The 20,019-nt window shown below is 64.3% G+C and carries 20 protein-coding genes; 10 read left to right on the plus strand and 10 right to left on the minus strand.

Annotated features, from left to right (window positions below; translation table 11 throughout):
* The first annotated feature begins 152 nt into the window (after positions 1 to 152).
* A complete protein-coding gene (locus QU481_RS02795) occupies positions 153 to 1,268 on the plus strand; it encodes an aryl-sulfate sulfotransferase (protein ID WP_289828362.1) in 1,116 nt (371 codons plus the stop codon).
* A gap of 65 nt (positions 1,269 to 1,333) precedes the next feature.
* Here QU481_RS02795 and QU481_RS02800 read toward each other — a convergent pair whose 3' ends face one another.
* On the minus strand, positions 1,334 to 2,719 hold the full coding sequence (locus QU481_RS02800; protein WP_289828363.1) for an L-serine ammonia-lyase: 1,386 nt from the start codon (positions 2,717 to 2,719) through the stop codon (positions 1,334 to 1,336).
* Between the two features lie 269 nt (positions 2,720 to 2,988).
* Positions 2,989 to 3,441: a D-aminoacyl-tRNA deacylase gene (dtd, locus tag QU481_RS02805; protein ID WP_289828364.1), complete on the minus strand. Its 453-nt coding sequence runs from the start codon at positions 3,439 to 3,441 to the stop codon at positions 2,989 to 2,991.
* Positions 3,442 to 3,539: 98 nt separating this feature from the next.
* Between dtd and yaaA the strand changes: the two genes are divergently transcribed.
* Both yaaA and QU481_RS02815 read left to right on the plus strand, forming a co-directional pair.
* Positions 3,540 to 4,319, plus strand: a complete 780-nt coding sequence (gene yaaA / locus QU481_RS02810; protein ID WP_289828365.1) for a peroxide stress protein YaaA — start codon at positions 3,540 to 3,542, stop codon at positions 4,317 to 4,319.
* 173 nt (positions 4,320 to 4,492) lie between these two features.
* On the plus strand, positions 4,493 to 5,365 hold the full coding sequence (locus tag QU481_RS02815) for an urea transporter (protein WP_289828366.1): 873 nt from the start codon (positions 4,493 to 4,495) through the stop codon (positions 5,363 to 5,365).
* Between the two features lie 178 nt (positions 5,366 to 5,543).
* Here QU481_RS02815 and QU481_RS02820 read toward each other — a convergent pair whose 3' ends face one another.
* The 4 genes from QU481_RS02820 to QU481_RS02835 form a co-directional block, all read right to left on the minus strand.
* Positions 5,544 to 5,822, minus strand: a complete 279-nt coding sequence (locus QU481_RS02820; RefSeq protein ID WP_289828368.1) for an acylphosphatase — start codon at positions 5,820 to 5,822, stop codon at positions 5,544 to 5,546.
* Between the two features lie 183 nt (positions 5,823 to 6,005).
* On the minus strand, positions 6,006 to 6,188 hold the full coding sequence (locus tag QU481_RS02825; protein WP_289828369.1) for a hypothetical protein: 183 nt from the start codon (positions 6,186 to 6,188) through the stop codon (positions 6,006 to 6,008).
* A gap of 283 nt (positions 6,189 to 6,471) precedes the next feature.
* Complete coding sequence (gene metG / locus QU481_RS02830) at positions 6,472 to 8,535, minus strand: methionine--tRNA ligase (RefSeq protein ID WP_289828370.1); 2,064 nt, start codon at positions 8,533 to 8,535, stop codon at positions 6,472 to 6,474.
* 140 nt (positions 8,536 to 8,675) lie between these two features.
* Positions 8,676 to 9,935 (minus strand): MFS transporter, encoded by a 1,260-nt coding sequence (locus QU481_RS02835; RefSeq protein ID WP_289828371.1) that lies wholly within the window; start codon positions 9,933 to 9,935, stop codon positions 8,676 to 8,678.
* Between the two features lie 381 nt (positions 9,936 to 10,316).
* On the opposite strand from QU481_RS02835, the gene QU481_RS02840 reads away from it, so the two are divergent.
* Positions 10,317 to 10,547 carry a hypothetical protein gene (locus tag QU481_RS02840; RefSeq protein ID WP_289828372.1) on the plus strand — a complete coding sequence of 77 codons (231 nt, stop codon included), beginning with the start codon at positions 10,317 to 10,319 and terminating at the stop codon, positions 10,545 to 10,547.
* Between the two features lie 94 nt (positions 10,548 to 10,641).
* Here QU481_RS02840 and QU481_RS02845 read toward each other — a convergent pair whose 3' ends face one another.
* Positions 10,642 to 11,475: an aldo/keto reductase gene (locus QU481_RS02845; protein ID WP_289828373.1), complete on the minus strand. Its 834-nt coding sequence runs from the start codon at positions 11,473 to 11,475 to the stop codon at positions 10,642 to 10,644.
* Positions 11,476 to 11,664: 189 nt separating this feature from the next.
* On the opposite strand from QU481_RS02845, the gene apbC reads away from it, so the two are divergent.
* From apbC to QU481_RS02865, 4 genes are read left to right on the plus strand one after another with little or no spacing between them, the layout of a single operon-like run.
* A complete protein-coding gene (gene apbC / locus QU481_RS02850) occupies positions 11,665 to 12,756 on the plus strand; it encodes an iron-sulfur cluster carrier protein ApbC (RefSeq protein ID WP_289828409.1) in 1,092 nt (363 codons plus the stop codon).
* A 7-nt stretch (positions 12,757 to 12,763) separates the two neighbouring features.
* Complete coding sequence (gene murI / locus QU481_RS02855) at positions 12,764 to 13,552, plus strand: glutamate racemase (protein ID WP_289828374.1); 789 nt, start codon at positions 12,764 to 12,766, stop codon at positions 13,550 to 13,552.
* 3 nt (positions 13,553 to 13,555) lie between these two features.
* The gene (locus tag QU481_RS02860; RefSeq protein ID WP_289828375.1) at positions 13,556 to 14,017 is read left to right on the plus strand and encodes a ribonuclease domain-containing protein; all 462 of its coding nucleotides are present in this window, start codon (positions 13,556 to 13,558) and stop codon (positions 14,015 to 14,017) included.
* On the plus strand, positions 14,008 to 14,286 hold the full coding sequence (locus QU481_RS02865; protein ID WP_289828376.1) for a barstar family protein: 279 nt from the start codon (positions 14,008 to 14,010) through the stop codon (positions 14,284 to 14,286). The genes QU481_RS02860 and QU481_RS02865 overlap by 10 nt, the downstream gene beginning before the upstream one ends.
* Before the next feature lie 130 nt (positions 14,287 to 14,416).
* Here the strand turns inward: QU481_RS02865 and QU481_RS02870 are convergent, their stop codons facing one another.
* Positions 14,417 to 15,412 carry an aldo/keto reductase gene (locus tag QU481_RS02870; protein WP_289828377.1) on the minus strand — a complete coding sequence of 332 codons (996 nt, stop codon included), beginning with the start codon at positions 15,410 to 15,412 and terminating at the stop codon, positions 14,417 to 14,419.
* Between the two features lie 139 nt (positions 15,413 to 15,551).
* Here QU481_RS02870 and QU481_RS02875 point away from each other — a divergent pair, with 139 nt between their 5' ends.
* Entirely contained in the window at positions 15,552 to 16,448 is an 897-nt protein-coding gene (locus QU481_RS02875) for a LysR family transcriptional regulator (RefSeq protein WP_289828378.1), read from the plus strand.
* Positions 16,449 to 16,466: 18 nt separating this feature from the next.
* Here QU481_RS02875 and QU481_RS02880 read toward each other — a convergent pair whose 3' ends face one another.
* Positions 16,467 to 17,621 (minus strand): pyridoxal phosphate-dependent aminotransferase, encoded by a 1,155-nt coding sequence (locus QU481_RS02880; protein WP_289828379.1) that lies wholly within the window; start codon positions 17,619 to 17,621, stop codon positions 16,467 to 16,469.
* Between the two features lie 662 nt (positions 17,622 to 18,283).
* On the minus strand, positions 18,284 to 18,466 hold the full coding sequence (locus QU481_RS02885; protein ID WP_289828380.1) for a hypothetical protein: 183 nt from the start codon (positions 18,464 to 18,466) through the stop codon (positions 18,284 to 18,286).
* Positions 18,467 to 18,478: 12 nt separating this feature from the next.
* Between QU481_RS02885 and QU481_RS02890 the strand changes: the two genes are divergently transcribed.
* Complete coding sequence (locus QU481_RS02890) at positions 18,479 to 19,738, plus strand: dicarboxylate/amino acid:cation symporter (RefSeq protein ID WP_289828381.1); 1,260 nt, start codon at positions 18,479 to 18,481, stop codon at positions 19,736 to 19,738.
* The last annotated feature ends 281 nt before the right edge of the window (positions 19,739 to 20,019 follow it).

Genomic DNA, 20,019 nt, shown 5'->3' on the forward strand with positions numbered 1-20,019 from the left:
GCATCCACCTTCCGCTCGGACCGATTTGCCATATGCATGGCATCAGGCGGCATTGGACGAGCCACATTGGCACGCCATATAAAACTGCCTCTACCTGAAGCATTCAGAGGTCCCCTACTCGGCCGACCTTGCCTTCCTCACGGAGATAGTCCATGTCCACGCTCGACCCGATCACGCTGCGCCGTCACGGCACCGGCCTGATCGCCGCTGACCCGGCCCGCTCGGCCGGCGGCTACACCCTGTTCGCCCCGCAAACCGCCGGTGGCCGCGCCTTCCTGATCGACGCCGACGGCCGCGACGTCCACCAGTGGCAGCTGCCCCACCGCCCCGGCCGCGACGCGGTGCTGCTGCCCAACGGCAACCTCGGCTACAACGGCAACCACCCCGACTCGCCCGATCTGTTCTCCGGCTGGGCGGTCTGGCACGGCGGCGCCTTCGCCGAGGTCACCCCGGACGGCGAGACCGTCTGGGAGCATACCGACCCCTACCACCATCACGACGCGCAATGGCTGCCGAACGGCCACCTGCTCTACAGTACCGTCGAGCCGCTGCCGGCCGCCATCGCCGCGCAGATCCAGGGCGGCATCCCCGGCAGCGAGGCACCAGGCGGGGTGATCTACGCCGACGTGATCAAGGAAGTGGACCGCGAGGGCCGCACGCAGTGGGAGTGGCGCAGCTGGGAACACCTCGCCCCGGCCGACTACCCGCTGCACCCGGTCTTCGAGCGCTACCACTGGCCGATGTGCAACGCGGTTACCCCAGCCAGCAACGGCAAGGTGCTGCTCAGCCTGCGCAGCGTCGGCAGCGTGATCGCCATCGACAAGCACACCGACGCGGTACTGTGGCGCCTCGGCAGCGACATCGTTGCCCAGCAGCACTGCCCGAGCGAACTGGCCAACGGCCACGTGCTGGTCTTCGACAACGGCAGCTTCCGTCCGCATCAGTCGATGCCGCACTCGCGCATCATCGAAGTCGATCCGGTCAGCAAGACCATCGTCTGGCAGTACAAGGACACCCCGGGCTACGCCTTCTACAGCCCGTTCATGGGCGGCGCACAGCGACTTGCCAATGGCAACACCTTCATCACCGAGTCCAACTTCGGCCGGCTGTTCGAGGTGACCCCGGCCGGCGAGGTAGTGTGGGAATACATCATCCCCCACTTCGCCGAATACCCGGACGAAGCGGCGCGCGCCTACCTGCCAGGCGCCACCAACGGCGTGTTCCGCGCGCACCGCTACGCGGCGAACGAGATTCCGTGGCTGCGCTGAGCGAGCCGTCCAGACGCAAAAAGCCCTGCCGAAGCGGGGCTTTTTACTATCCAGCGTTGAACGGTTCAGCACTCCGGCACGTTCACCGGCAGGTGCACCGCGATCGCGAGGCCCGCGAGCGACGTTTCCTTGTAGGTGTGCTTCATGTCTTTGCCGGTCTGGAACATCGTCGCGATCACCGTGTCGAGCGACACCTTGTGCTGGCCATCCTCCAGCAGCGCCAGTTGGGCGACCTTGATCGCCTGCTCCGCTGCGACGCCGTTGCGCTCGATGCACGGAATCTGCACCAGGCCGCCGACCGGGTCACAGGTCATGCCCAGGTGGTGCTCCATGCCGATCTCGGCGGCGTTCTCCACCTGTTCCAGCGTGCCGCCGATCACCGCGGCGTAGGCACCGGCCGCCATCGAGCAGGCCACGCCGACCTCGCCCTGGCAGCCGACCTCGGCGCCGGAGATCGACGCGTTCATCTTGTACAGCAGGCCGATCGCGCCGGCGGTCAGCAGGAAGTTCACCACGCCGCTGTCATTGGCGCCCGGATAGAAGTTGCGGTAGTAGGTCAGCACCGACGGCACGATGCCGGCGGCACCGTTGGTCGGCGCGGTGACCACGCGGCCGCCCGAGGCGTTTTCCTCGTTCACCGCCATCGCATACAGCATCGGCCACAGCATCGCGTCGAGGCGGCCGGCCAGCTGCTGCGAGATCATCTTGCGGAACAGGCCCGGTGCACGGCGGCGGACGCTCAAGCCGCCCGGCAGCGTGCCGTCGTGGCTGCAGCCGTTCTGCACGCACTCCTGCATCACCGCGGCGATCTCCAGCGCGTCGCGGCGGACTTCGTCCTCACTGCGCCCCAGCGCCATTTCGTTGGCGGTCATGATCTGCGCGATGCTCTTGCCCTCGCGGCGGCAGTGCGCCAACAGGTCGGCGGCGGTCTTGAACGGGTAAGGCACCGGCAGCGCATCCGGCTGCGGCTGGCCGTACGCCTCGTCGGTGACGATGAAGCCACCACCGATCGAGTAATAGACCTGGCTCGCCAGCACCTGGTCGGCGCCACCGTAGGCGGTGAAGCGCATGCCGTTGGAGTGCTTGGGAAGGAATTCCTGCATATGCACCAGGAAGTCGCGCTCGAAGCGGAAGCCGACCGGGTGCTCACCGGCCAGTCGCAGCTCAACGTCGCCGGTTTTCAGCTCGCGGGCGCGACGCTGCAGGTGCTGCGGATCGACGGTACGCGGGTGCTGGCCTTCGAGGCCGAGCAGCACTGCGTCGAAGGTGCCGTGACCGAGGCCGGTCAGTGCCAGCGAGCCGAACACCTCGGCTTGCAGGCGCGCGACGCGATCGAGCTCACCGCGCGCGGCCAGGCCGTCGACAAACTCCTTCGCCGCCTTCATTGGCCCGACGGTGTGCGAACTGGACGGTCCGATACCGATCGAGAAGATATCGAAAATACTGATCATTGTGGGGTCCCCTGCCAAATCTAATTTTTTGCGTCTACTTACTGCTGTAGACAGCCTTTGTCATCACTGATTCAGCGCGAACAAAGCCGACAGGACACGACCGTTCACTGAAGAGAAGCGCCTTGCCACGAATCCAACGAAAAGCACGAAAGCCGCCGACAGTTTGCCTTCATGTTCTTGCTAGGGTTTCATGGCAAACAAGGCGCTTCGCTTGCGCGCTAGAGCGGCGTGAAGGCCGGGTTGTCAGCGGAACGAGCTCGGCATGAACCTCACTCGGGTGCTCGGCTGTCGAGCCAGATGGTGACCGGGCCGTCGTTGACGAGCGCCACTTGCATGTCGGCGCCGAACACGCCGGTCGGCACCGGTCGCGCCAGCGTGGCGGACAGCGCGGACACGAAGCGGTCGAACAGCGGCTGTGATAGCTCCGGACGGGCGGCACGGCTGTACGAGGGCCGGTTGCCCTTCTTCACGCTGGCGAACAGGGTGAACTGGCTGACCGCCAGCACCTCGGCACCGACATCGAGCGCCGAGCAGTTCATCACGCCGCCCTCATCATTGAAAATGCGCAGCTGGCTGATCTTGCGCACCAGCCAGTCGATGTCGGCGTCGCCATCGGGCTCTTCGATCCCGACCAGCAGCAGCAGCCCGGCACCGATCGCGCCGACCACCTCATCGTCCACCGTCACGCTCGCCTCGCGCACCCGCTGCACCAGCACCCGCATCGCCATCTCCTGATGTTCTGAATCAGCGCCGCATTGTATCCAAGTCTGGCCGCAACGCCGCTACAATATGTGGCTATCGGACAAACGGAGACAACAGCATGCTGATGGTGATTTCACCGGCCAAGACGCTGGACTACGACACCCCGCCGGTGACCGACCGTCACAGCCAGCCGGATTTCCTCGAACACAGCGCCGAGCTGATCGACGTACTGCGCCAGAAGAGCCCGGCCGAGATCGGCAAGCTGATGAGCATCAGCGAGCCGCTGTCGGTGCTGAACGCCGGCCGCTACGACAGCTGGCACACTCCGTTCACCCCGGCCAACGCCAAGCAGGCGGTGCTCGCGTTCATGGGCGATGTGTATGAAGGTCTCGACGCAGCGACGCTGAACCCGGCACAACTCGACTACCTGCAGCGCCACCTGCGCATCCTGTCGGGCCTCTATGGCGTGCTGCGCCCGCTCGACCTGATGCAGCCCTATCGTCTGGAAATGGGCACCCGGCTCGCCAACCCGCGTGGCGCCAATCTCTACGCGTTCTGGGGCGACCTCGTCACCGACGAGCTGAACACCCGCCTCGCCGAGCAAGAAGAGCAGGTGCTGGTGAACCTCGCGTCCGACGAGTATTTCAAATCGGTGAAACCGAAGCGGCTGGCCGGCCGGTTGATCACTCCGGTGTTCCAGGACCTGAAAAACGGCCACTACAAGATCATCAGCTTCTATGCCAAGCGCGCGCGCGGCCTGATGGCGCGCTGGGCAGCAAAGCATGGCGCAACCACCCCAGATGCGCTGAAGGACTTCAACCTCGAGGGCTACGCGTTCGACAGCGAGGCATCGCAGGGCGATCACTGGGTGTTCCGCCGCGACCCGGCTTACCACTGAACCATTTCGGAAACCCATCGCATGGCGCTATACCCCGATCGGGATGGCGCCATGTCTGTTTTATGGGTCTGGATCGATACCCCATTCTTTTCTTGGAAAATATTTCCATTTTCCATACAATCCGGACGCGGCCGCACTGGGCGGCTGTGCCTTTTTCCGGATCGTCACCCGCAATGAAGTCGCTATCGCTGCCCGCTCCGCTGTCGCAACTGCTCAAGCAGATCGGCCAGATTCACTTTCAGGATGCCCCGCTGACCGGCCTCGCCATCCTGCTCGCGCTCGCCAGCGTCGAACCGTGGGCGGCCGTCGGCATGGCCTGCGCGAGCCTCGTCACCCTCGTCACCACCCGCCTCGCCCGACTGCCCGTCGGCAAGGCGCTCGACGGCCTCTACGGCTACAATGCCGCGCTGACCGGTGCCGGCCTTTTCACGCTGTTCGCCCCCAGCCCGGCGCTGTTCGGCTACCTGGCACTGGTCAGCGTCGCCACCACCTTCGTCAGTGCGCGCTGGGTGGCCTGGGGCAAGCTTCCGGCACTAACGATCCAGTTCGTCGTGGCGATGTGGGGCGCGTGGCAGCTGTCGATGCTGCTCGGCCTGCCGCAGCCGGGCGGCGGCTGTGCCAAGGGGCTCGCCGAATTCCTGCCCTGTGGCATCGGCCAAGTCAACTTCATCGGCAGCCTGTCAGGGGGCCTCGCTGTGTGGCTCGCGATCATCCTCCAATCGCGTGAACAGGGCCTGTGGCTCGGCATCGGCGCTGCCTGCGGCTGGCTGGCAGCCTATGCGCTCGATGCGGTGGTGCCGGGTGCCGCAGGCCAAGCGATCGGCCTCGCGGTGAACCTGGCACTGATCGCTCAAGGCCTGACCGTGTTCGGCCAGAGCGTCGCCACCCGCTTCATCGGCATCGCCCTGGGCGTGCCGGCCTGTCTACTGTTCGGCGCTTCCGGCCTGCCCTATTTCACCCTGCCGTTCAATCTGGTGACCTGGCTGCTGCTGTGGCAGGGCAAACGCCCCCAACGCCTGGACGAACCGGCCCCTGTCGGCCAGTAAGCCCGCCAACAAAAAACCCGCCACAAGGCGTAATGCCGTTCACTTAAGCCGTTCAGTCCGGATTTTAGCTTCGAAGAACGCTTGGAAGTAACAAAAAAGCACCGTTTTTCCACCTTGGTGGGCGGTGCTTTTTCCTTAAGTGAACGGCATTAGCCACAAGGCGGGTTTTTTCATCCGGCTAGGCTGTCGAGCGGCGCTCAAAGGTGAGCAGCTCCGGCGCGTCGGCCAGTTCCTGCTGCTCGACGCGTTCGACCCGCGAGGCTGGCGAGCCGCGATGCGCCCAGACGACAAACGCTTGGACCGCGTCGACCTCGCCGCAGACCACGGCCTCGACCGTGCCGTCATTGCGATTACGCACCCAGCCCTTGACGCCCAGCTCGCGCGCAGTCGCTACCGCGCTGTCGCGGTAGTACACGCCCTGGACCTTACCGTAGATGATCAGATGAAGGACAGCCATTGTTGCTTAGCGATTCCTGATTACGGATGGGTCTTCAGCCTACGCCGATCACACTGGGCTGCCAAGGCGAGCCGTCGGCCGCGTACCAGATGGGCATAGGCGGTGAAGACGTGCATCGACCGCGTCGACGCGACGTAATCAGGGAGAAGCTGTGGGAAGTACAGTGAAAGTGCGAAAACGGACTTACAGGGCCGCGACGAAGGCTTCGGCGGGATAGACGGCGCTGGTGAGACCCAGACGCGAGAGGAACGTTATTTCGAACTTACGGCCGACAGGCTTGACCTGTACGACTTCAAACTGGATAGCGGCTTCGCCATCTTTATGCTCAGTGATTTTATGACCCGGTTTCAGTTGGTTGATTTTCATTCATATCCTTTCATTTTATTTCGAATTAAACATTCTACTACATCATTGATTTTCAAGCAAATTTATAAAAATCCATGCGATGAGACGCCAACAGCACCTCACCTGAGCCACTCTAGCAAGCCAAGATGACAACTATGTGGCATTGCCAAATTGGCGCAAAGCTGCGCGATGGCAGCCTCCCATTTAATGACATTAGACTAACAAAAGCAACGCCCCGCCGGAAATCCCGGCGGGGCGTTGTATCGGGGCCGATGCGGCCCTGTCTGGTAAGGCCCGGCGGCGCTTAGCCTACGCGCATGCCCGGCTTCACGCCCTCGTCCACGTCCAGCAGGAACAAGCCCTCACCATCGTCCACGCCCGAGGCGCACACGATCATGCCGGCCGACACGCCGAAGCGCATCTTGCGTGGCGCCAGGTTGGCGACCACGATCACGTGGCGGCCGATCAGCTTCTCCGGCTCCTGGTAGGCCTTGCGGATGCCCGAGAAGATGTTGCGCTGCTCGAAGCCCAGATCGACGGTGAACTGCAACAGTTTGTCCGAGCCGTCGACGAACTGGCAAGCCAGCACCTTGCCGACGCGCAGGTCGAGCTTGGCGAAATCGTCGATGCCGATGGTATCGGCGAGCGGTTCGTACTGGGCGGCGTCGACGGCCTGTGCTTGTGCTTCCATGCTTTGTTTGTTCGCTTCGATCAGTTTTTCGATCAGCACTGGGTCGATGCGCTGCATCAGGTGCTGGTAGGCATTGATGGTATGGCCGAGCAGCAGGCTGTCGGCGTCGGCCCAGCTCAACGGCGCCACGTTGAGGAAGCCCTCGACGCCTTCGGCCAGCTTCGGCAGCACCGGCTTCAGGTAAATCGTCAGCAGGCGGAAGGCATTGATCAGCACGGTGCAGACTTCCTGCAGGCGTGCGTCCTGCCCTTCCTGCTTCGCCAGCTCCCACGGCTTGTTGGCGTCGACGTAGCCGTTCACCAGGTCGGCCAGCGCCATCACGTCGCGCAGCGCCTTCGCGTATTCGCGCGCTTCGTACGAGGCGGCGATGCCGGCGGCCTCGGCCTGCAGCTTCGCCAGGATCTCCATGTCGGCGACCGATTCGGCCAGCTTGCCGCCGAAGCGCTTGGCGATGAAGCCGGCCGAACGGCTGGCGATGTTGACGAACTTGCCGACCAGGTCGGAGTTCACCCGCGCCACGAAGTCGTCGAGGCTCAAGTCGATGTCCTCGATGCGGCTGTTGAGCTTGGCGGCAATGTAGTAGCGCATCCACTCCGGGTTCAGACCGCAGTCGAGATAGGACTTGGCGGTGATGAAGGTGCCGCGCGACTTGGACATCTTCTGGCCGTCAACGGTCAGGAAGCCGTGCGCGAACACACCGGTCGGGGTGCGGTAGCCGGCGTACTTCAGCATCGCCGGCCAGAACAGTGCGTGGAAGTACAAGATGTCCTTGCCAATGAAGTGGTACATCTCGGTGTCGGAGCCGGCGCGGAAGTAGTCGTCGAAATCAAGGCCGATGCGATCGCACAGGTTCTTGAACGACGCCATGTAGCCGATCGGCGCGTCGAGCCAGACGTAGAAGTACTTGCCCGGTGCGTCGGGGATCTCGAAGCCGAAGTACGGTGCGTCGCGCGAGATGTCCCAGTCGTGCAGGCCGCCCTCGATCCACTCGTTCATCTTGTTGAGCGACTCGGGCTGCAGGTGCGGTTGCGTCACGCCGTCTGCGCGCAGGCTGGAGCCGGCGGTCCAGTCTTGCAGGTAGTCGGCGCAGTCGCCCAGACGGAAGAAGTAGTGCTCGGAACTCTTCAGCACCGGGGTGGCGCCAGACACGGCCGAGTACGGGTTCTTCAGCTCGGTCGGGCTGTAGGTGGCACCGCATACCTCGCAGTTGTCGCCGTACTGGTCCTTGGCGCCGCACTTCGGGCACTCGCCCTTGACGAAGCGGTCCGGCAGGAACATCTGCTTTTCCGGGTCAAACAGCTGCTCGATGGTGCGCGACACGATCTTGCCGTTGTCGCGCAGCGTACGGTAGATGTGCTCGGCGTACTGCTTGTTTTCCGGGCTGTTGGTGCTGTAGTAGTTGTCGTAGCCGATGTGAAAGCCGGTGAAATCCGACAGGTGCTCGGTCTTCACACGCTCGATCAGCTGCTCGGGCGTAATGCCCTGCTTCTCGGCGGCGAGCATGATCGGCGTGCCGTGGGTGTCGTCGGCACAGACGTAGTGGCAGGCGTGGCCACGCATCTTCTGGAAGCGCACCCAGACGTCGGTCTGGATGTGTTCGACCATATGCCCGAGGTGAATCGCGCCGTTCGCATACGGCAGCGCGCTCGTCACCAGAATCTTGCGTTGCGTTGTCATCTAAGGAACACCCTGTTTCGGAATCTCAAGCGGTCGATTATAGCAGCAAGCCGGCAGCGCTCGACGCGACGGCCGGAAACGAAAAAAGCTTGGCCGAACCAGCCGGTTCGGCCAAGCTTTTCAACGATGCTGACTGCAGCTCAGGCGTCCTGGCCGGCCAGTTGGGGCTCGAGTGCAGCCTCGCCCTGCTCGGCCCGATCGGCCATCGCCCGCGCCACCACGCGGCGCGCCAGCCAGGCGTAACAGAGCGACACCGAAAGCGCCATCGCGGCAAAGCCCGCGTCACCGAAATGCTGGTGCAGGCGCGAGAAGCCTTCGATGCCGAGCACGTACACCACCATGCCCACCATGCCGATCGCGGCGGCGGTCGCACCTTTGCTGACGCCGCTTGAGGTCAGCGCGAACCGGTACAGCACCGCGAACGACAGGCCCTCGGCCAAGGCCATCAAGCTGATGCCGGCAATGATGAAGTAGTGCGGCACGCTGGAGAACAGACAACCGGCGAACATAAGCGCCATGCCGGACAACAGCGGCACGAGACCAATCAGCACTGAGCGCCCCAGCGGCAGACGGTCGGTGATGCGCACCAGCACCAGGTTGCCAGTGATCAGCGCACCGAACACCGGGAATTGCCACAGGCCATACTCGACCGGGCTCATGCCGGCCTGTTCGATCAGGAACACCGGCGACAGCGCGATCCAGCCCAAGAGTGGCAGCGCCAACAACGGAATCGTCAGCGAGGCGCTCATGAAGCGGCGGTTCTTCAAGAGCGCCAGGTAGTCGGCCTTCAGCGAGCGCAGCGACAGCTCGACGGTCTTGTGTTCCAGCGTCTCCGGCATCTTGCGCCACAGCCCAAATAGTGCCACCGCTGCCACTGCGGCGATCAGCGCGAAGGTCATCCGCCACGGCCAAACGGCGATCAGCGCCGCGCCAACCACCGGGCCGACCAGCGGCGCAATCAGTGCGACATTGGCCATCAGCGCCATCACCTTCACCGCGGCCTTCTCCTCGAAGGCTTCCTGCACGGTGGTGTAGCCGACCGCGCTGATAAAGCACAGGCCCACCCCCTGCAGCACCCGCAGCACGGTGAAGCTTTCGATGCCGGTCGAGACCAGCGTCGCCAGGCAGCTGAGCACGAAGAACAAGGCGCCGCCGAGCATCACCGGCCGGCGGCCCACACGGTCGGACAGCGGGCCCATCAGCCACGGGAACAACGCGCCGCCGAGCAGGAACGCGGTCATTGCGGTCGGAATCCAGGCCGAATCGACACCGAACTCGCGCACGACCATCACCATGCCCGGCTGGATCATGTCGTTGGCGATGTAGACGGAGAACTCGAACAGCACCAACGCCAGCGGAAACAGCAGCGTCGAGCGGTTGAGCACGGACATTTTTTGCATTGGGGAAATGCCTTTCATCCAAAGAGCGAGAGAGGCGGGAGTGCCATTGCGGCCGCCCGAGCGCCCCTCGGTACGCGGCACGCACCAGGGCGTGCCAAAAGCAAGGCGCTGAATTATATTGGAAAATACCGATACGGGCCAGCATTGGCGACAGTCGCCATGCCCGCCCGCCCGCACCGCCAGGCTGAGCGCAACCGAACGCCCTGGCCGCGCCCGAACAAACTCGGCTCATTGCCTTGTGGCTAGTGGAGCAATGAGGCGAAAAAGCAGCACTCCCTCACGCCGACCGCCTGCCGAACCGCTTTTCCACGCTGGATCTCCCCCATCGCCGCGATGTTGTGCCAATATAAAAATTCCTCAATCACATCAAAGGATTGCATTATGGGAATTCTGGACACCCTCGGTGAAGTGGCTGGTGCCGTTGCCGCCGTCGAAGGCGTAGAAAAGCTTGACCCTGATGCGGGCCTGCTGACCAAGGCCGCAGCCGCCGTGGCCGGTTTCGAGGGCGCAGGTGCCCTGGAAGAGCTGGTCGAGAAGAAGAAGGAAGACGACGAAACCGCTGAAAAGAGCGCGGACGCCGCCGACGATACCGATACGAGTGCCCAATCCTGACGCTTGGGCATGAACGAAGGCCCGCATCACGCAGCTGATTCGGGCCTTACCGTTTTTGGGCACCCGAGGGGGCACGCCTACCAGCCGGCCCCGCTTACAGCATCTCCAACGGCTGTTTGCGGCGCGGCACCGGGAACTCGGCATCGAGACGGGCCAGATCGTCCTCGTCGAGCACCAGGTCCAGCGCGGCACGGTTCAGTTCGACATGCTCGCGGCGACCCGATTTCGGAATCGCGATCACGTCCGGCTGGCGCAGCACCCAGGCCAGCGCCACCTGAAGCGGCGTGGCGCCGTGCTTGTCGGCCACGTCGGCCAGCGCGCCGTCCACCGGCACCTGCCCCTGCTCAATCGGGCTATACGCCATCAGCGGCATGCGCTTGCCGCGAGCCCACGGCAATAGGTCATATTCCGGGCCGCGCCGGGTCAGGTTGTATAGCACCTGGTCGACCTGGCAGCGCTCGCCGTTGTCGACGCCCCACAGTTCGTCCAGATCGTCCACGTCCAGGTTGCTGACGCCCCAGTGGCGGATCTTGCCCTCGTCGACCAGTTGCTCCATCGCCTCGACGGTGTCGGCGAACGGGTGGCTGCCGCGCCAGTGCAACAGGTAGAGGTCGATCCGGTCGGTGCCGAGGCGGCGTAGGCTGGCCTCGCAGGCGGCCTTGGTGCCGCGACGCGAGGCGTTCCACGGATAGACCTTGCTGACCAGGAATACCTCACTGCGCCGGCTGGTGATCGCCTCGCCTACCAGCGTTTCGGTGGCGCCGTCGGCGTACATTTCGGCAGTGTCGATCAGGGTCATGCCCAGGTCGATGCCGTGCTGCAGCGCGGCGATCTCTTCGCTGCGCGGCTGACGGCGCTCGGCCATGAACCAGGTGCCCTGGCCGAGGGCGGGGACTTCGATGCCGGAAGGCAGTCGGACGGTGCGCATGGTGATATCTCTTCCTTTAGTTGTAATGATCCCAGCATTCTAGAATGGCAAAGCAACAGCAGCCATGCCCGGGGCGCCAAGTTCGAGTAAACTTGTCGGGTATTACGGAACCCTTATTGGTTGCCTGCAATGTTTTCCAAGCTGACCCGACTGTTCCAGTCGCCTTCCCCCACCGATACACCGACCACCATGGCCCTGACCGAATCCCAAGTGCTCGACGCCGTAGCCGCTCTCGTCGACCCGAATACCGGCAAAACCTATGTCGCCGCGAAGGCGGTGAAGAACCTGCGCATCAGTGACGCTGAGCTAGCGCTCGACGTGGTGCTCGCCTACCCGGCCAAGAGCCAGTTCGCCCGCGTCGAGGCCGAGTTCGCCGCCGCTCTGGCGGGCGTGGCCGAGGGGCGCGCCGTGAAGGTGGCGGTGCGTAGCGAGATCACCGCCCACCAAGCGCAGCGCGGCGTGCCGCTCTTGCCCGGGGTGAAGAACGTGGTCGCAGTGGCATCCGGCAAGGGTGGCGTCGGCAAGTCGACCACCACGGTGAACCTGGCACTGGCGCTGGCCGCCGAGGGCGCACGCGTCGGCATCCTCGACGCCGACATCTACGGCCCGTCGCAACCGCTGATGATGGGCCTGGCCGGCCAGCGCCCGGAGAGCCCGGACGGCAAGACCATCAAGCCGCTGGTCAACCATGGCGTGCAGACCATGTCGATCGGCTACCTGGTCGACGACGACCAGGCGATGGTGTGGCGCGGCCCGATGGTCAGCCAGGCGCTGCAGCAGCTATTGAACGACACGCTGTGGAACGAACTCGACTACTTGCTGATCGACATGCCGCCGGGCACCGGCGACGTGCAGCTGACGCTGTCGCAGAAGGTGCCGGTGACCGGCGCGGTGATCGTCACCACGCCACAGGACATCGCGCTCTTGGACGCCAAGAAGGGCCTGAAGATGTTCGAGAAGGTCGGCGTGCCTATCCTCGGCCTGGTCGAGAACATGGCGATCCATATCTGCTCCAACTGCGGCCACGCCGAGCACATCTTCGGCGAAGGCGGCGCGACCAAGATGGCCGCCGATTACGGCGTCGAGCTGCTCGGCTCGCTGCCGCTGGACCTGTCGATCCGCGTCGCGGTCGACAACGGTGCACCGAGCGTGGTCGCCGACCCGGACGGCCAAGTGGCCGCGCTCTACAAGACCATCGCCCGCCGCGTGGCGGTGAAGGTCGGCGAGAAGTCGCGCGACTTCTCCAGTAAACTGCCGAAAATCGTCATCCAGAACGGCTAAAGCCATCATGATCGGTGTCTTCGACTCGGGCCTCGGCGGCCTGTCGGTGTGGCGTGAGTTGGTCAAACAGTTGCCGGACGAGGCGGTACTGTACCTGGCCGACCGCGGCTACTGCCCTTACGGCAAGCGCAGCGCCGAGCAATTGCAGCGGCGCTGCGAGGCGATCACCCGCTACCTGATTGCCCAGGGCGCAGAAATCATCGTGATTGCCTGCAATACCGCCACCAGTGCCGCCGCCCAGCATCTGCGCGGGCGCTTCAACCTCCCCATCGTCGGCATGGAGCCGGCAGTGAAGCCGGCCGCGCTGCTGTCACGGCGCGGTAAGATCGGCGTGCTCGCCACCGAAGTAACACTGTCCGGCGACAAGTTTCGCGAGCTGGCCGAGCGCTACCGCAACCAGGCCGAGGTGCTGGTGCAGCCGGCACCTCGGCTGGTCGAGCTGGTCGAGCACGGCGACCTCGACAGCGCCCATGCGCGCGCCGTGGTGACAAGCCAGCTCGAACCGCTGCTGGCCGCCGGCGTCGACCAGATCGTGCTCGGCTGCACCCACTTCCCATTCCTGCTGCCGCTGATGCAGGAGCTGGCCGGCCCGAACGTGGCGCTGGTCGACCCGGCCGGCGCGGTGTGCCGCCAAACCGCGCGACTGTTGGACCAGCAGCGTACCTCGTCGGCCGCTTCGGCCAACCCGGCCGGACGCTACCGCTTCGTCAGCACCGATGACGCCCCCGGCATGCATGATTTCATCGCCCGCGTGCTGCAGCGCGACGTCGCTGTCGAATCCCTCACCCTGGAGTAAGCCGTGCCCCGTCTGCTCTCGCCCTCTCGCCTCGCCGCGCTGTTGCTCGGTGCCGCGCTTGCGCTGCCCGCCGCCGCGGCACCGTCCTGCGAGCAGGTAGTCGCCCGCTTCGCCAGCCAAGTGCCGGCCCGCCTCGATCGGGTGGAACTGGTCGACACGCTGCGCAGTCTCGGCCAGACCGGCCGGTTGCCGGCCAAGTTCGTCACCAAGCGCCAGGCGCGCGACGCCGGCTGGCAGCCGGGCAAGCCGCTGTGGAAGGTGCCGGGCCTGGAAGGCAAGGCTATCGGCGGCGACCGCTTCGGCAACTTCGAGCAACGCCTGCCGAGCGGCCAGTGGCAGGAGGCCGACCTCGGCTACCAGGGTGGCAAGCGCGGTGCGCAGCGGCTGATTTTCGGCCGCGACGGCCGCCGCTTCATCACCGTCGACCATTACGAAAGTTTCCGCGAGGTGCCCGCATGCCAGTGAGAACCTGCCACCTGAAACAAATCGCCAGCATGGACACGCTGTACGACGCGTTCGTCCGCCAGCTCGACCTGCCCCGGCACTTCGGCCGCAATCTCGATGCGCTGTACGACAGCTTGGTTGGCGACGTGGCCGGCCCATTCGCCATCGTCTGGCACGACAGCAACACGGCGCGCCAGGCGCTCGGCGCAGACAAGTTCGCCAGCGTGGTGGCGGTGCTGGAGTCGGTGCTCGACGAGCGCGACGACGTCACCCTCGAACTGCAGCCATAGCACCGCTCCCCCCTGCTGGCATTGTTGTGCTGCCTAGCCAGGATCGCTGGGCCGGGGTTAGTGATCGGCTCTTATAAATGCAAAACGGCGGACCCGAGAGTCCGCCGTTTTGCCATGCCGGCCCTGATGCTCAGCCGTTGACCGCGCGCATCGACTCCGGCGTGTAGCGCTCGCCGGCCGCCACGCCCAGCGGGAAGGCCGCATCCAGTTCGGCCAGCTCCGACGCGCTCAACACCAGCTCTGTTGCCGCGACGTTCTGCTCCAGATAGCGGCGATGCTTGGTCCCCGGAATCGGCACGATGCCCTCGTCCTGCGCCAGCACCCAAGCCAGCGCCAGCTGCGAGGCACTCACTCCGCGCGCGACGGCCAGCGCCTTCACCTTATCGACCAGGCGCAGGTTGCGCATGAAGTTCTCACCCTGGAAGCGCGGGCTGCTGCGCCGATAGTCATCGGCGGCGAAGTCATCCGGGCTGGTGATGGTGCCGGTCAGTAAGCCGCGGCCGAGCGGGCTGTACGGCACGAAGCCGATGCCGAGGCGGCGGCAGGTGGCGAACACGCCGTTCTGTTCCGGTTCGCGCGACCACAGCGAGTATTCGCTCTGCACCGCGGTAACCGGATGCACCTGGTGAGCGCGCTCGATCGTCGCCGCCGATGCCTCGCTCAGGCCGTAATGGCGGATCTTGCCGGCGGTGATCAGCTCGGCCAGCGTGCCGACGGTGTCCTCGATCGGCACGGTCGGGTCGACGCGGTGCTGGTAATAGAGGTCGATGTAGTCGACGCCGAGGCGGCGCAAGCTGCCGTCCACCGCCTGGCGGATGTACTCGGGCCGGCTGTTCAGGCCGCGCGCCGCCACGTCGTTGGCGTTACGCACGATGCCGAACTTGGTGGCCAGCACCACCTTATCGCGCCGCCCGGCGATGGCGCGTCCGACCAGCTCCTCGTTGGTGAAGGGGCCGTACATGTCGGCGGTGTCGAGCAGGGTCACGCCCAGGTCCAGCGCGCGCTGGATAGTGGCGATCGCCTCGGCCTCGTCGTGGCCGGTGGAATAGAAATCGCTCATCCCCATGCAGCCTAGGCCGATAACCGAAACCTGCGGACCGTGTGCACCCAGTTGCCGTGTCTGCATTTGCTGCTCCCTTTCAGTCGGTGATTGACGGTGCGCGACAGGTAGAGCCGCGCTTGCCGTGCATTCTGGTTGTTATTGCAAACCAGATAAACGGACTAAAATGGCATTCACTATTCCACCATAGCCAACAATCACGACCATGGACCGCTTCCAGGCCATGCTGCTGTTCACCCGCATCGTCGAGTTGAAGAGCTTCAGCCGCGCTGCCGACAGCCTGCAGCTGCCTCGCGCTACCGCCAGCAACATCATCCGCCAGCTGGAGGCACGCCTCGGCGTGCGCCTCTTGCACCGGACCACACGCCAGGTCAGCCCCACCCTGGACGGCGGCGCCTACTACGAGCGCTGCCGGCGCCTGCTGGCCGATCTCGACGAGGCCGAATCCTCGTTCGATCACAGTACGATCGCGCCGAGCGGCAAGCTGCGGGTGGAACTGCCCGGCGCGCTGGGCCGGCTGGTGGTGCTGCCAGCGCTGCCGGCATTCTGTGAGCGCTATCCGGGCATCGAGCTGGAGATCAGCAGCAGCGACCGGGTGGTCGATCTGATTCAGGAAGGGGTGGATTGCGCGCTGCGCGGGGCCGAATTGCGCGACTCGACGCTGATTGCGCGCCGTCTGGCCCCCTTGCCGCAGGTCACCTGCGCAAGCCGCGACTATCTAAACGCTCACGGGGGGCCGCAGACACTGGACGATCTGGCGCATCACCTGGCGGTGAACTATCAGTCGCCGACGAACCGGCGCATCCTCGACCTGGAATTCGTCGTCGACGGCCAGCTGCGCACGGTGGCGATGCAAAGCCGGCTGACGGTCAACCTGGCCGATGCTTACGTGGCCGCCTGCGAGGCCGGCTTCGGGCTGATCCAGGCGCCGCGCTACCACGTCACCACAGCTCTGGCCGAGGGCCGGTTGGTGGAATTGCTGCCGCAATGGCAGCCGCCGTCGCTGCCGCTGGCAGTGGTTTACCCGCAGCATCGCCACCTGTCGCCACGACTCAGGGTGTTCGTCGGCTGGCTGGTCGAACTATTCGGCAACAGCCACTAAGCCGGCGTCGCTCCGCACTCAGCCGCGCAGCGTGGCCAGCCGCTCCACCGCTTCGGCTAACCTCGCCACTCCGGTGGTGTAGGCGACCCGTACGTGACGTTTCGCGCCGTATTCGCCGAAGTCGACACCCGGCGTGATCGCCACGCCGACCTCGTCGAGCGCACGCTGGCAGTAGGCGAAGCTGTCGTCGGTGACGGCGCTGACGTCAGCGTACAGATAGAACGCGCCCTCCGGCACCAGCGGCAATTTCCAGCCCAGTGCCGGCAGGGCGCTGAGCAGGAAGTCGCGGCGGCGCGCGAACTCGGCGCGGCGTTCCTCCAGGATCGCCAGCGTGGCCGGCTCGAACGCCGCCAGCGCCGCCTGTTGCGCCGGTGCCGGCGGACACAGGAACAGGTTCTGCGCGAGGCGGATCGCCGGTTCCTGCCAGCCCTCCGGCACCACCAGCCAGCCGAGCCGCCAGCCGGTCATCTGGAAATACTTGGAGAAGCTGTTGATCACGAATGCGTCGTCGGCCTGGCGCAGTGCAGTCTCGGCGTCGACGCCATAGGTCAGCCCGTGATAGATCTCGTCGACGATCAGCGCGCCGCCTTTTTCGCGGCACAGCGTCACCAGTTCGGCCAAGGTGTCGCTAGGCAGCAGCGTGCCGGTCGGGTTGCCGGGCGAGGCGAGCATCAGTGCGACGGTGCGCTCGCACCACGCGGTGGCGACTTGGGCGGCGCTCGGTTGGTAGCGGGTGTCAGGTCCTACCGGCAGCGCCACCGGCGTGCCGCCGAACAGGCTAACGAAGTGGCGGTTGCACGGATAGGTCGGGTCGGCGAGCAGGACCTCGCTGCCGGGCTCGACCAGCAGGCCCAGCGCCAGCTGCAGCGCGCTGGAGGCACCGGTGGTGACAATGATCCGCTCCGGCGACACCGCCACGTCGTAGCGCTGCCGATACCACTGTGCCAACGCCATACGCAGCTCGATCAGTCCCTCTGCGGCGGTATAGAAGGTGTGGCCCTCGGCAAGCGCCCGCTGGCCTGCCGCGACGATCGGCGCCGGGGTGGCGAAGTCGGGCTCCCCGACCTCCAGGTGAATGATGTCGCGCCCGGCGGCTTCCAGTGCCCGCGCCTTGGCGAGGATCGCCATCACCTGGAACGGTGCAATATGGTCGAGACGACTTGCCAATTTCATCAAACTTTTCCCTTCTAGTGGATCACCCGGCAACGCCGGAATGACACGCTGCGCTTCTTTCGACCAACCCTGAGGCGCATAAATGGCGCCACTCCCGATCATCCCATTGAAGCCATTGTCGTGAGATGGTCCGGCAGAATCTGCCGGCACCCGTTAGAACCTGTTCACGATCTCGCGAACGAAGGGTCAGCCAAGGCGAAATGTCGCGAAAAGCGGAATATACATGGAGTACATGAGCATGTTGAGCGTCATTTCAACGCAGGATCACCCAAGGCCTAGGAGATAGAACGCAGCAGATCGTGAACAGGTTCTTAAAGCAGGCCGACATTGTGGGTCCAACCTGTGCACTCTACACCACCTGAGCCTCCCTCGTGACGGCATAGCATGACGAGGCAGACCCCCCCCCTCACGACATAGGCGTCAAATGCCGCGAAAACACGAATGGTGAACCATACTTCACCCAGTAGGCGAACAAGCGCCAGGGGATGAGGCGCGGCATGGATGGCAGTGACAGGTCAGTGGTGAAAAGAACAACCGGGCCGGTGAAACAATATGCGACTGACACACAAAGTGTCGACATTTGAACAAATATGGCGCGATTTCGATCACGCCATATTCGAATTTGTCGATATATTCGAGCGGTTCCGAACAGGCCAACATCGTTATTGATGTTGGCCTGTCTGTTGCTGGGCAACAAAAACGACAAATGCCTCCAGCCCGGACAACAGCCAGAACATCGCAAGCCGGTCATCCATCCGCCGCCCCACACCCTCCGCGGCCCAAGAACAAGACGCCTCCACGCGCAAGATGGCATGGCATTCCCCGTCATAAAACACCAAAGCCATACAGGGATCATCATGAAATCCAAGAAACTCACGGCCTATATCATCGTCGGGATGATGCTGGGCATCATCACCGGCTATCTGTGGCGGCAGAGCCACCCGGACAAGGCATCGATAAACAGTTTCATCAGCAACATCTCATTGTTGACCGACATCTTCCTACATCTGATCAAGATGATCATTGCGCCGCTGGTCTTCACCACGCTGGTGACCGGCATCGCCAAGATGGGCGACATCAAGGCGGTTGGCCGGGTCGGCGGCAAGACCATGCTGTGGTTCATCAGCGCCTCGCTGCTATCGCTGACGCTAGGGCTCATCATGGTGAACATCCTCAAGCCGGGCGTCGGCCTCAACCTGCCGTTACCGGACATCCACGCCGCCAGCGGCGTAGAGAAGAGCGCACTGTCATTCCGCGACTTTGCACTGCACGCATTCCCCACCAGCGTGATCGACGCGATGGCGCAAAACCAGATCCTGCAGATCGTGGTGTTCGCGATGTTCTTCGGCACCGCCGCGGCCGCGCTCGGCGAGCGCGCCAAGCTGCTGGTCGACCTGATGGACGTGGCCGCGCATGTGATGCTGAAGCTGACCGGCTACGTGATGACCTTCGCCCCAATCGCGGTGTTCGCCGCCATGGCGGCGACCGTCGCCAAGGAAGGGCTCACCATCCTCGCCACCTACGGCACCTTCATGGCCGACTTCTACGCCACCATGGTGGTGCTGTGGATCCTCTTGACGCTGATCGGCGGTATGTTCATCGGACCGCGCATCATCACGCTGCTCAAGGGCGTGCGCGAGCCGCTGCTGCTGTCGTTCTCGACCGCCAGCTCCGAGGCCGCCTATCCGAAGACGCTGGAACAGCTCGAACGTTTCGGCGTGTCGAACAAGATCGCCAGCTTCGTGCTGCCGGTCGGCTACTCGTTCAACCTCGACGGCTCGATGCTCTACTGCACCTTCGCGGTGGTGTTCATCGCCCAGGCTTACGGTATGGAGCTGACGCTCTCGCAGGAGATCACCATGCTTCTGATCCTGATGCTGACGTCCAAGGGCATGGCCGGCGTGCCGCGCGCCTCGCTGGTGGTGATCGCCGCGACGCTGTCGCAGTTCAACATTCCCGAAGCCGGCCTGTTGCTGCTCTTGGGCATCGACCACTTCCTCGACATGGGCCGCTCGGCCACCAACGTGGTCGGCAACACCGTCGCCACCGCCGTGGTCGCCAAGTGGGAAGGCGAGCTCAAGCACGCCGGCCCGCATCCGCACTCGCATCGCGGTTGACACCGCTTTTCATAGCAGCACTTTCCCGCCCCCGCTCTGCGGGGGCTTTTTCGTCCCGTATGCAGCTGGCCTCACGGGGAACTCCGCCAAGCCGTTCTCTGCTTGTCCCTATGATCCGACAAGAACGCCTCAAGGCATCCACAACAGTCGTCGCATGCGACAAAGGAATCCTCTGGGCGGGTCCCAGGTATTACCGACGGACGCCATCCTAGAGCCGCTCGCCTCTCGTACCACGACCTGCGAATAACACCAGCCATCCAAACGGGAATGATGCTTTCCAG

It is taken from the genome of Crenobacter oryzisoli (assembly GCF_030385785.1).
Lineage (GTDB): Bacteria > Pseudomonadota > Gammaproteobacteria > Burkholderiales > Chromobacteriaceae > Crenobacter_A > Crenobacter_A oryzisoli.